Annotated in this window: 11 protein-coding genes; 6 read left to right on the forward strand and 5 right to left on the reverse strand. The window is 66.7% G+C overall.

Annotated elements, in window-relative coordinates:
* The first annotated feature begins 28 nt into the window (after window positions 1–28).
* Complete coding sequence (gene galA / locus U1872_RS05065; RefSeq protein WP_332791760.1) at window positions 29–2,500, forward strand: beta-galactosidase GalA; 2,472 nt, start codon at window positions 29–31, stop codon at window positions 2,498–2,500.
* Complete coding sequence (locus U1872_RS05070) at window positions 2,497–4,926, forward strand: DPP IV N-terminal domain-containing protein (RefSeq protein WP_332791761.1); 2,430 nt, start codon at window positions 2,497–2,499, stop codon at window positions 4,924–4,926. Before galA ends, U1872_RS05070 begins: the two co-directional genes overlap by 4 nt.
* 46 nt (window positions 4,927–4,972) lie before the next feature.
* On the opposite strand, the gene U1872_RS05075 is transcribed toward U1872_RS05070, so the two are convergent.
* Both U1872_RS05075 and U1872_RS05080 read right to left on the reverse strand, forming a co-directional pair.
* The gene (locus U1872_RS05075; protein ID WP_332791762.1) at window positions 4,973–5,353 is read right to left on the reverse strand and encodes a DUF1622 domain-containing protein; all 381 of its coding nucleotides are present in this window, start codon (window positions 5,351–5,353) and stop codon (window positions 4,973–4,975) included.
* 52 nt (window positions 5,354–5,405) lie between these two features.
* Window positions 5,406–6,896, reverse strand: coding sequence for a PAS domain S-box protein (locus U1872_RS05080; RefSeq protein ID WP_332791763.1), 1,491 nt, complete (start codon window positions 6,894–6,896; stop codon window positions 5,406–5,408).
* 154 nt (window positions 6,897–7,050) lie between these two features.
* Between U1872_RS05080 and U1872_RS05085 the strand changes: the two genes are divergently transcribed.
* From U1872_RS05085 to U1872_RS05095, 3 genes are all read left to right on the forward strand, one after another.
* Window positions 7,051–7,320, forward strand: coding sequence for a GlsB/YeaQ/YmgE family stress response membrane protein (locus U1872_RS05085; protein ID WP_332791764.1), 270 nt, complete (start codon window positions 7,051–7,053; stop codon window positions 7,318–7,320).
* A gap of 84 nt (window positions 7,321–7,404) precedes the next feature.
* Window positions 7,405–7,713 carry a hypothetical protein gene (locus U1872_RS05090; RefSeq protein ID WP_332791765.1) on the forward strand — a complete coding sequence of 103 codons (309 nt, stop codon included), beginning with the start codon at window positions 7,405–7,407 and terminating at the stop codon, window positions 7,711–7,713.
* Between the two features lie 23 nt (window positions 7,714–7,736).
* Window positions 7,737–8,363 (forward strand): general stress protein, encoded by a 627-nt coding sequence (locus U1872_RS05095; protein WP_332791766.1) that lies wholly within the window; start codon window positions 7,737–7,739, stop codon window positions 8,361–8,363.
* Window positions 8,364–8,494: 131 nt separating this feature from the next.
* Here the strand turns inward: U1872_RS05095 and U1872_RS05100 are convergent, their stop codons facing one another.
* From U1872_RS05100 to U1872_RS05110, 3 genes are all read right to left on the reverse strand, one after another.
* On the reverse strand, window positions 8,495–8,830 hold the full coding sequence (locus U1872_RS05100; protein WP_332791767.1) for a hypothetical protein: 336 nt from the start codon (window positions 8,828–8,830) through the stop codon (window positions 8,495–8,497).
* Window positions 8,831–9,253: 423 nt separating this feature from the next.
* Window positions 9,254–10,669: a hypothetical protein gene (locus U1872_RS05105; RefSeq protein WP_332791768.1), complete on the reverse strand. Its 1,416-nt coding sequence runs from the start codon at window positions 10,667–10,669 to the stop codon at window positions 9,254–9,256.
* Entirely contained in the window at window positions 10,666–11,280 is a 615-nt protein-coding gene (locus U1872_RS05110; protein WP_332791769.1) for a hypothetical protein, read from the reverse strand. Before U1872_RS05110 ends, U1872_RS05105 begins: the two co-directional genes overlap by 4 nt.
* A 287-nt stretch (window positions 11,281–11,567) precedes the next feature.
* Here U1872_RS05110 and U1872_RS05115 point away from each other — a divergent pair, with 287 nt between their 5' ends.
* On the forward strand, window positions 11,568–12,065 hold the full coding sequence (locus tag U1872_RS05115; protein ID WP_332791770.1) for a hypothetical protein: 498 nt from the start codon (window positions 11,568–11,570) through the stop codon (window positions 12,063–12,065).
* Window positions 12,066–12,086 lie beyond the last annotated feature (21 nt).

Here is a 12,086-nt window from a genome sequence, read left to right on the forward strand (position 1 = left end):
GTCCGTTGCCGCATTCGGGAGAGGATAGATGACCGTGCTCCACCGCCGCGACCTGCTCAAGACGAGCGGCGCGACCGCGCTCGCCGCGATCCTTCCCCCTGCCCCACTCGCCGCCGCCGCAGCGTCCCGCGACACTGCCGCGCCCGGTCCGCGCGAGACGATCTCGCTCGATGCGGGCTGGCGCTTTCATCTCGGGCACGCCGCCGATCCGGCGAAGGATTTCGGCTTTGGCCGGTCGCACGACAGCTACGCCAAATCGGGCGATGCCGGCACCCCGGTGACCACGCCGGAGTTCGACGTCTCGGGCTGGGAAGCGGTGATGCTGCCGCATGACTGGGCGGTCGACCTGCCGTTCGAACGCTTCGGTCCGGCGGGCAGCGACGCCGACAAGACCGGCGCGTTCCAGGGGTTCAAGCCGCTCGGGCGGATGTGGCCTGCGACCAGCATCGGCTGGTATCGCCGCATCCTGCCGCTTCCCAAGACCGATGCCGGGCGGCGCTTGTTGCTTCGGTTCGACGGTGTGTCGCGCGTCTGCCAGGTGATCCTCAACGGCTTCTTCGTCGGCGCGAACGAGAGCGGCTATGCCCCGTTCGAGCTCGACATCACCGATTTCGCGCGGGCCGGCGTGGACAATGTGCTCGTCGTCCGCTGCGACGTCAGCCTCGGCGAGGCATGGTCCTATGAAGGCGCCGGGCTGTATCGCTCGGTTCGGCTCGTCAAGACCGCGCCGGTCCATATCCGGCACTACGGCGCCACCGTGCGCTGCACCGTCGAGGCCGACGGCGCCCAAGCGCAGCTGCTGACCGAGATCATCAACGACGGACCCGCCGCCACCGCGCAAGTCCGCTCCACCGTGTCGGACGCCACCGGGCGCGTGGTCGCGACGCTGCTGTCGGACCCCATCACGCTCCCCGAATGGGCGACGCTGACGACGACCCAGCAGACGCTGATCGCACAGCCCACCCTGTGGTCGCTGGAAGCCCCGCACCTCTACACGCTTACGACCGAGATCCTCGTTGGCAACGCGGTGGTCGATAACGACCAGACGACCTTCGGCATCCGCACGCTCCGCTTCGACGCGGACAAGGGCTTTTTCCTCAACGGCCAGCCGGTCAAGATCAAGGGCACGTGCAACCATCAGGATCATGCCGGGGTCGGCTTCGCGGTGCCCGACAGCCTCCATGTCTGGCGGCTCGAGCAGCTCAAGGCGATGGGCGCCAACGCCTATCGCTCGACGCATCACCCCGCCGCCCCCGCGATCCTCGCGGCATGCGACCGGATGGGGATCCTCGTGCTCGAGGAAACCCGCCAGATGTCGAGCAATGCCGAAGCGATGAGCCAGCTCGAGCGGATGGTGCGGCGCGGGCGCAACCATCCGAGCATCTTCCTGTGGAGCATCGGCAACGAGGAAATTCACCGCGGCACCGAGACGGGCGCGCGCATCGCCGAGACGATGAAGCGGCGGATCTACCAACTCGACGGGACGCGGCCGGTGACCGAAGCGTTCAACGGCAAGTTCGGCGAGGGCGCGTCGCGCGTGCTCGACGTGATGGGATGCAATTACTACCTCGACGCGATCGACGGCTATCACGCGTCGCACCCGAACGTCCCGATGATCGGCACCGAGACCGGCAGCACGGTGATGACGCGCGGCGAATATGCCCGCAACGACGCCGAGGGCTTCGTGCCGGCGTATGACACCGACTTCCCGCGCTGGGCGACGAGCGCGGAAACCTGGTGGCGCTTCTACGACGAGCGCGCTTTCCTGAGCGGCGGGTTCGTGTGGACCGGGTTCGACTATCGCGGCGAGCCGACGCCGTTCGAACGCTGGCCGGAGAATGTCTCCAACTTCGGCCAGATGGACCTGTGCGGCTTCCCCAAGGACAATTATCACTATTACCGCGCGTGGTGGGGCAGCGCGCCGGTGCTTCACCTGTTCCCGCACTGGAACTGGCCGGGGCGCGAGGGCAAGCCGGTGTCGGTGTGGGTCCACAGCAACTGCGGCGAGGTCGAACTGCTGCTCAACGGCAAGAGCCTCGGGCGCAAGCCGGTGGTGCGCAATCGCCACCTCGAATGGGACGTGGCCTATGCACCCGGCACGATCACGGCGCAGGGGTATCGCGACGGCCGCCAGATCCTGACCGCCGAACGCGCGACGACGGGGCCCGCCGCTCGCATCGGCCTCAGCAGCGATCGGCGACGGCTTGCGCCGGGTGAGGTCGCGGTGGTGCGCGCGGCGGTGCTCGACGCGCAGCGCCGCGAGGTGCCGACCGCGACCGACGCGATCCATTTCGCACTGTCGGGCGATGCGCGCTTGCTCGGCGTCGGCAATGGCGATCCGCGCAGTCTCGAACCCGACCACGCGCCGCAGCGGTCGGCGTTCAACGGGCTGTGCGCGGCGGTGATCCAGGCGGGGCCGCGTGGCGGAGCGATCCGGCTGGAAGCGCGCGGTGACGGACTCGCGCCAGCGATGCTTCCGCTGATCGGGACGCGGGCGTGATCGCGTCGCGCGCGGTTCTTGCGCTGCTGCTGGTCGTGGTGCCTGGTACGGCGCTGGCAGGACCAGACGAGGCGGCGTTCCGGCGCTCGATCGGGCTTCGGCGCGCTTGGCAGGATCTCACGCGCGAGGTGGCCGGGCCGGCGCACTGGACGGCGGACAGCCGGGCGTTCTCGTACCGCAAGACGGTTGCGGGCGGCTTTGCGTTCGAGACGGTGGATGCGCGGACTTTGGCGAAGCGGCCGTCGTTCGATGCGGTCCGGCTTGCCGCGGCGCTGGGGGCCGCGCGGAAGGAGGCACTCGATCCGCTGCACTTGCCGTTTGCGGAGTTCGACCACGGCGCGGACGTCGGGACGATCAGCTTCGCGCTCGACGACGGGGGATGGCAGTGCGACGTGGTTGCGTACCGCTGTTCCGCCGATGCCCCCTCTTCCTTACAGCCGCGCGGGTTCGGCGTTGTGCGCGATCTGTCTGTTCCGGCTGAGAACAGGCCGCAGGTCTCGCCCGACGGACGCTACACCGCGTTCGTCGGGGGCGATAATCTGGTGCTGCGCAAGCTTCCGAAAAGCCCCTCCCCATCAGGGGAGGGGTTGGGGTGGGGAAGTCCAGCAAGCCGAGCTCTCGATGAGACACGCCCCACCCCCAACCCCTCCCCTAAAGGGGAGGGGCTAAAAGAAGACACTCCCCTCAGCACCGACGGCTCCGCCGGAAACTTCTACGACCCAGAAACCCTCCGCTGGTCCCCCGACAGCCGCCACCTCATGATCTACCGCGTCCGCCCCGGCTATCAGCGCCACGTCCTCCGCGTAGAAACGTCCCCCGCCAGCCAGCTCCAACCCGCACTCCGCACCCAGCTCTACCCAAAACCCGGCGACGCGATCGACCAGGAACAACCCGTGCTGTTCGACGTAACGACCGGCAAACAAACCGTGATCGACCCAACGCTCTTCCCCAACCCCTACCAGCTCTCGCCCCCCCGCTGGCGCAGCGACGGCAAGAGCGTAGCCTTCGATTACATCCGCCGCGGCTTCGGCCAGGCGCGCATCATCGCGGTCGACGCAGACACGGGCACGCCGCACTCCGCCGTCACCGAAGATGCAAAGACCTTCGTCTACGCCGACCGCCGCTACGCCTATGAAGTCGGCGGCAAGGGCGATGAGATCATCTGGGCGTCCGAACGCGACGGCTGGAACCACCTCTATCTCGTCGACGGGCGAACCGGGCGGGTGCGCAACCGGATCACCACTGGCGCCTGGGTGGTGCGCGACGTGCTGCATGTCGACGATGCCAAGCGCCAGCTGTGGTTCACCGCGAGCGGGATGACCCCGGGCGAGGACCCGTATTTCCGCCACGCCTATCGCGTCGATTTCGACGGAAAGCACCTCACCGCGCTGACCCCGGAGAAAGCGGACCACGACGTTCGCTTCTCGCCCGACATGACGCACTATGTCGACACCTGGTCGCGGGTCGATCTGCCGACGATCAGCACGCTCAACCGCGCGAGCGACGGTGCGGTGGTCGCGACGATCTCGCGCGGTGACGACACGCGCTTGCGCGCCGCCGGTTTCCGCCCTCCGCAAGTGTTCGTCGCCAAAGGCCGCGACGGCGTGACCGACATCTGGGGAGTGGTGGTGCGGCCGCGCGATTACGATCCCGGCAAGCAGTATCCGGTGATCGAGAACATCTACGCCGGCCCGCACGACAGCTTCGTGCCCAAGGGCTATTGGCCGTTCGGCTTCCATTCGGGCGGCGACAAGGTGATCGGGATGCAGGAGCAGGCCGATCTCGGCTTCATCGTCGTCCAGATCGACGGGATGGGCACCGCCAACCGTTCCAAGGCGTTTCAGGACGTCGCCTGGAAGAACCTCGCCGACAGCGGCTTTCCCGACCGAATCCTGTGGCACAAGGCGCTGGCGAAGCGCGATCCGGCTTATGACATTACCCGCGTCGGCATCTACGGTGCGTCGGCGGGTGGGCAGAGCACGCTCAACGCGCTCTTATTCCACGGCGATTTCTACAAGGCCGGTGTCGCCTATGCCGGCTGCTACGACAACCGGATGGACAAGATCAGCTGGAACGAACAGTGGCTCGGCTGGCCGGTCGACGCGAGCTATGCCGCGGCATCGGGCGTCGATCACGCCGCGCAACTGACCGGCAAGCTGCTGATGATCGTCGGCGAACAGGACAGCAACGTCGACCCCGCCTCGACGATGCAGGTCGCGAACGCGCTGATCAAGGCGAACAAGGATTTCGAATTGCTCGTCGTTCCCGGCGGCGAGCACAGCGTCGGGCGTTCGACCGGGCCGATCGATTATGTCGCACGGCGGCAATTCGATTTCTTCGTCCGCAACCTCGCGGGGGAGCCGACGCCGGCATGGAACGCGAAACCGGCGGCGGCGCCGGCAGCAGCCGAAGGCGATGCGTCATAGGCGTTGCGCGGGCGTTGCGCGGTCAGGCCGGCGCCGTGATCTCCCGTCACGAACCCTCCCGGTCACTCCGGTCGCGGCCGGCGCGCTGCCATGGCCAGCACCCCTCGATCTCGGTCTCCAGCGAGAAGCTGAGAAAGGTCCGGATCACGATGATACCGCCGAGCAGCGCGACGCTCTGCACCGTGAGCGGTGCGGTAATCGTCGAGATGATGTCCGCCCCGACCAGCAACTCGAGCCCGAGCAGGATGCCGCGACCAAGGTTGGATCGGCAGTCCTGATAGGCGGCCTGCCACTGGCCGCTACGAAATCCCGAGCGCACGAACAGGACCGCCGCCAGCGCGACACCGCCGATGATGATCCCGACGCCGACGAGTTCGAGGAGCTTGGCGAGCTGATCGACGAAGGCGTGCGCCCCTGCGGTGTTCATCCGATCCCACCGTACGAATGCAGGTCGCGACTCTCAAAAGACCGCGTCCTGATCACCCCTCGATGCCCCGTTCCCGTGCCCAGACGATCGCCGCACTGCGACGGTTGACGCCGATCTTCGCGTACAGCCGCGCCACATGGTTGCGCACCGTGTTGCGCGACAGCGCCAGCTTTTCCGCGATGCCGCTGTCATCGACGCCCTGGCAGATCAGTTCGAGCACCTCTCGCTCGCGTGGGCTGATATCGGCAGCATCCTTTTTCACCAGTGCCGCGCCGCGCGGGCCTCGCAGCGTCGCCAGCTTGTCCATGATCGAGCGACTGAGCCAGTTGGCGTCCTTCATCACCGCCTCGATCGCCTCGACCAGTTCCAGCTCGCTTCGCCGGCGTGCGCTGATGTCCTGGTAGAGCCAGAGCACGCACTCGTCGCTGCGAACGCTGATCCGTTCGGCCGAGACGATGCAATCGACCGGCTCGCCGTCCTTGCCGATCACGCGGACGTCATGCCCGCGAAAGCCGCTGCGCGACACGATCTCCGCTTCCAGCCCCTCGCGCTGGGCGGCGTCGTTCCAGAGCTGCAGATCATCCGCGACCTTGCCGATGGCATCGTGCCCGGAATAGCCGGTCAGGCGCCGGAAGGCGTCGTTGACGTTGATGATGCGATAGTCGTCGCCCTTGGTCACCACCATCGCAACGGGCGCCATGTCGAACACCGTCGCGAAATGCTGTTCGCTGGTCTCCAGTGCCCGCTCCGCCCGGCGGCGCGGCTCCAGATCGGCGAAGGTGAACAACAGGCACGGATCGTTTTCGACCTCGATCGGCTGGCCGGCGAGGATGACGAGCTTGGTCGACCCGTCGGCGAGCGGCAACTCCGCCTCGAGCTGCGGGATGACCTTGCCCGCCGCGATGCAGTCCTTGACGTGCTCGCGCCGATCGACATTCGCCAGCAGGTCGAGCTCGAACAGGCTGCGCCCGACGATGTCGCCGCGATGATATCCGCCGAGATCGAGGAAGCCCTGATTGGCGCGGACATAACGCTGGTCCGACACGCGGACGATGATCGCGGGTGCGGGATTGGCCTGGAACATCGCCTCGAAGCGGTCCTCGGCGTCGAAGCGCTCCGACACGTCGTGGATGACCAGCGCGAGGCAGTCGGGTTCGCCGCCGTCGTCGTCCATCGCGACGTCGCGCACCTGATGGACCCAGCGCGGCGTGTTGCTGCCGAGCGGTGCGACTTCGACGATCAGGTCGGGGAAGCTCTCGCCCGCGAGCAAGCGCACGAGCGGATATTCCCGGCGCGGCAGGCGGCGCTGGTCGCGGTAGCGCAGGCAGAATCGCTGCGCATAGTCGTCCGCCGTCGCGCCCAGATCCTCGACCGTGTCGATGCCGTGCATCTCCAGCGCTGCGGCATTGGCGCTGAGGATTACACCGGTCGGGTCCATCAGAATGACGCCGGCGAGCAGGCTTTCCATCAGCTGCTCGAGATGGTGGAGCGTGGGGCCGTGAACGGGGCTAATTGCGGAAGAGTTCATCGTGTCGAAGCGCAAGACAGCGCTGCAAGTTCCCTCGGCAGCACGGCAATCTACCAATCGTGCTGATGCGAAACAACCAAGCCGAGCGGTGGCCGCGGATGGCGGAACCGGAACATCGACGCCTTCCCCGTGGTTTTAGTCGCATCACCAAAACTGGAGGGCTTTCCCTATGAACCTTATCATTCTTCTCGTCGTCGGCGGCCTCATCGGCTGGGTTGCCAGCATGATCATGCGGACCGACGGCCAGCAGGGGATCATCCTCAACATCGTCGTCGGGATCGTCGGCGCGCTGCTCGCCGGGTTCATCATCACCCCGCTCATCGGCGGCGCGTCGATCATGGATGGCGCCATCAATATCCAGTCGATCCTGGTGTCGCTGCTGGGCGCGGTCGTGCTGCTTGCGATCGTCAACCTCGTTCGTCGCGGCACCGTTCGCTGAGCGACAGCGCGGCGATCCGGCTCCGGATCGCCGCGGAATTTTTAGGATCGCGGTGCAGTCGACACCGACCATAGGAGAGTAATCGTGAAACGTATCATTTTGGCCGCAGCCGCGGTTACGGCATTGTCGTCGAGCGCACTCGCTCAGTCCGGGCATCCCGGATCGCACAACCCAGCCATCAAGGACAGCGACGTCGGTCATGTCGCGACGCCGGCGAGCGGCAGCAATTCGTTCAGCGAAGCGCAGGCGCGCGGTCGGATCGCCAAGGCAGGCTATGCCAGCGTCTCCAAGCTGGCGAAGGACCGCGATGGCGTCTGGCGCGGCATGGCGATGCGCCATGGCAAGCGCGTGCAGGTCGGGCTCGACTACAAGGGCAACGTCACGACCCGCTGAACGACCATTTCAGGAGATTTTCAATGACCAAGACCATCACACGCCTGTTCGACAGCTATGCCGACGCGACCAACGCGGTGAACGAACTCGAACGGCTGGGCGTGCCCCACGGCGACCTCAGCATCATGGCCAACAAGCGCGACCATCATGACCGTGACGGCACGAGCGGCATCGACGACGTCAATGACGACGGCGACGTGACGCGCGGCGCTTCGACCGGCGCGGTGCTGGGCGGCGTTGGCGGCTTGCTCGCCGGCTTGGGTCTGCTCGCGATCCCTGGACTGGGTCCGATCGTAGCGGCGGGCTGGCTCGCGTCCACCGCAGTCGGCGCTGGCATCGGCGCGGCCGGTGGCGCAGCAACCGGTGGGGTCGTCGGGGCGCTGAAGGAAGCGGGCCATACCGACGAAGAGGCGAACGTCTATTCCGAAGGCGTACGCCGCGGCGGCACCTTGGTCAGCGCTCGGGTCGATGATGTGCTTGTTGCGGATGCCGAGGCCGTGCTTCAGCGCAACAAGTCGGTGGAGGCCACCACACGCGGCGCCGCCTATCGCCAATCGGGCTGGAACAGCTTCGACGACAAGGCGCCCGCCTATACCGACGCCGACATCGCGGCCGAGCGCGCGCGCTACGGCAACACGTCGAACTACTGATCGAGCAGGCGGTCCGTCCTTTAGGGGACGGACCGCTCTCGCAGCGCCACGACCCATGTCGCGGGCATGTTTGCGCTCGACATCATCCTGGCGATGGATCGTAGGTATCCTCGGAGTCGCCGCGCTCATCTTTACCGCGATCCGGCTGCGCAATCATGCGGGATGGCACAACCCACCGATGTGGTGCGGGCACGGTGGCGCTGCTGCAGTTGCTGACTGGCCCGATCGGCTTCGGCCCGCCAGTCGTGGCCTTCGCAGAACAGCTTGCCGAATGACCGGCGCACCGGCGGGCCTCGATCAGAGGCTGGCGCGAGCTCCTTATCTGTTGCGAATAATTTTAGGACGCTCAAGGCGAATTGCCGGCCGCCCGTCAGCAACCCCATGTCGAAAACGCCGGTGAAATCCTGCGCTGCTGCCGGAGCGCCGGGCACGGCACCAGCCAGCGCCAGCAGCAGAGCCGTTGTCAACGATCGAAAAAACGCCCTGAGTCTTCTCCGGGTCGGCTCAGTCCTACCGGACCTCGCTTCCTCAACGCCCAGCGCCAGTGGTGATCCTCATCGCAATGGCCCTAACCCTTGCGGGTCGAATATGGCGGGGCCGGTCTACAGGAAGCGGGCCTGCGCCACACCAACTGTCGACGATCTCGGTCAAATTCGTCTTGCCAGCGACAACCAGAGTCGGGCTTTTGGGCGTCTATAGGATTGAACGCTCCAACGAACGCCGTGACGCATCCGACTGAGCAATTCCCGACGACCAACACATCGACATTCGATGCCCAGTTCGGTGCTTCCGGAACCGGCGATTCGTCATCCATGAGCCGTGAGTCACACCGACCGGCATGCTGCGCTTCATCGACCTTAAGCGCGCAGCAGATTGCGCTCTTGCTTTCGCTATGGCCGCCGTTCGTATCGGCCGTTCGCGAAGGTATCCGGGACCAGCCCGCCGCCGACGATGTGCAGGCGCAGCGTGTCGAATGGGCGTGCTGCCAATTGGCGCATGTCCATGCCGAAGCGGATGATCCCGCTTCGGACGGGCGCGAAGCTGACCGTCACGGCACTCGTCTTTGTCTTGGCTTGGATCGTCGCACCGACCGCGTTTGCAGCGGCTTTCCCGGAAACGAGGGCCAGGCCATTCCTGTCGGTAACCAGTTGTTGCTCGGTGCCGTCGGCAAACTTCAACGCCACGGCGATGCCGCGGGCTGGCGTTTCGGACTCCGGGTCGAGGACCTGGACACCGAGCCCGGGCGGCGGCGCGGCAGGAGACTTACCGACGGGCGCGTCGGGCGGCATCGTGCACAGTGCGGGCAGGATAGGATCGGCAAGCGCGGGGTTCGGCAAGCCGGCAGCGTTCGCCGCCTGAAGCGCTGCCTCGCGCGTATTGAGCCAGTCGGATATCGCCTGTCGCACGCGCTCCGTACCCGGCCGTTCCGTACCCGGGGTCGCAGGCTCCGCCATCACGCGCGCCGCGAGCGTTTCGACCGTCGACCTCGCTGCGATCGCCGCTCGCAACGCCGTCGCCGCGCGCGCGCGACGAACCGGCAGAGCCGGGACGCCGATCTCCGCGGGCGTCGCCATGACCTCTGGTGCCGGAAAGATCGGGCAGCGCGCGCGAATGGCGGCTACGATCGCGCCGCGCTCGCGCTCGCGACGCTCCTGCTCGGCTTCGGCCGTCCACGGCCCGGTCGAGAGATAGGAGAATAGCGGCCTCCGCAAGCTCGGTGCGGACGGGACGAGCACGACCTCGTCACGCTCGACGTGCCATGCGCCCTGCGCGTCCTGATCCACCGCACCGTAGCTCAACGACCAGGCGAACAGCCCGTCGGGCCGCAGCAGAAGCTCCGACCCGGTTTCCATCACGCCCACCAGATAATAATGCCCGACCAGCACGCCCTGCGTCGTCGTGCTTCCCGCGATCCGCCGGTTGGCGGGGGCGTCCTTCAGCTTGGGCGCGTCGGGCTGGCTTAGCGCGTCGAGCGCGTCGAGAAGATGGCAGCTCTTGCCCGGCGTGAGGTCGGCAAGATCGGTCACCGTCAGGACGTTGCGGCTGCCCTCTTCGCTGTAGCGGGCGATCACCTCCGCATAGGCGGGCGTGCCGTCCTGACGATAGCGCGCCACGGCCTCGGCGCCGGCCGCGTCGCGGAGCAGATAGCGCGCGTTGCCGATATCGCACCGCGTGAGGATGACATCACCCTGCTCGACCGCCAGCGTGCCGATGAAGCTGTCCAGCCCGGCTTCCTGTGCGACCGTGGCCGACGGGGCGACGACCGCCAGCAACGCGGCGGCAACGCGGCGCGCACGCATGCTCAAAGCGGCGCGCCGTCCTTGTCGAGCATCTCGAGCCGGTAGCTGCAGCCGTAAAAGGTCTTGCCGGGATGCGTCGTGGCGTTGGAGATAGTCCGCGCGACGACGCTATGGCTGCCGTAGCTTTCGCCCTGCCCTGCTGGCTCGGTGACGTCCTTCAGGATCCGCTCGCCCATGAACTTGCGGAACGGGACCGCCGCCTCCGCCTGCGCGCGGGTCATCTTGCCGGTGCCGACAAGCGCGTCGATCATCGGCGCTGCGTCCATGGCGTTCTCGATCTGCTCGGACCGCGCGAGCGTCGCGGGTTCGGGAAGATCGAGGATGGCCAGGATCGCGTTGCTCGTGAAGGCGATCCGGCGGGTGCTGTATCCCCCGACGGTGATCGCTTTCGGCAGCTCATATTCGTTCATGAACGCATTGCGCGAAGCGACCCGTTTCCAGCGGCGCGTCTGCGCGAGCTTCTCCTCGCCGTCGATCGCCATCGCGAACTGCATGTAGCTCGGCACGTCGAGCCGGCAGTTGATCGCGTCGACCTCGGATGTCTTTGCAGGGTCCGCATTCGGGGTGTCGGCGCGCTGAAGCGCCAGAGCCAACGTCAGGGCATAGAGAAAAATCATGCCCGCCTCATAAACCCACCGTCAGCTTTTGCTAGGAGATGCACGGCGGAAGAGATCGGGAGGATCGAGGTAGCAGTCCGACCCGCGTTGCTATCGGCCTGCAAGATATGCGCTCGACACGTCCTGCGCGCGCAGGGACCCAACCAGCCAGTCGTGTCGCTCTTTCCGCCCCCCCTTCCACCGTTCGTCAAGCGTCCGATGTCGAATCGCGCTGTTCACTGCCGGGAGTCTGCGTTGATGTCGGTCGGCTGGCGCGAGCCGCCAATCTATCGCGTGGGTCGGTCGATATGACACGGTACACTTCATCGGGCATCACGACGATCGTCGCACTCGCGCTGGCGCCAGCGGCGCTCGCCGCGCCGCCCGCCGTCCATACGCCCGCTCCCGGAAGCCCGGAACGCACCGCGATCGTCAAGACGCTCCACGCGGGCGCCGATGGCGCGCAATCGCGTTTCACCTTCCGCGCGTTTCGCGTCCTTTCGGCGGGCCCGCGTGCGATTGCCTATGTTCGCGCCGAAGGGCCGGTCGGCACCTTCCAGGCCATCCTGAAGCGCGACGGCCAGTCTGGATGGCGCAAGGTGTGGGGCGAAGGCGATGGCGGCAGCAACAGCTGCGAGGTCGGCGCGCGGCATTATGCCTGGGCGTTGCAGCTTCTCCGGACCTACACGGCCACCCCCGACGCGATCTTTCCGGGCATCGTCGCGCGGACCGCGGACTTGCGACGCATGGCGAAGACGGAGCCCGACCTGCAATGCGTCGGTGATCTGGACGGCGGCCCCAGCTGATCGCGAGACATTGGCGTGATC

Origin of the sequence: Parasphingomonas frigoris (genome assembly GCF_036663815.1) — a bacterium.
In the GTDB taxonomy this organism is placed as follows: Bacteria; Pseudomonadota; Alphaproteobacteria; order Sphingomonadales; family Sphingomonadaceae; genus Sphingomonas.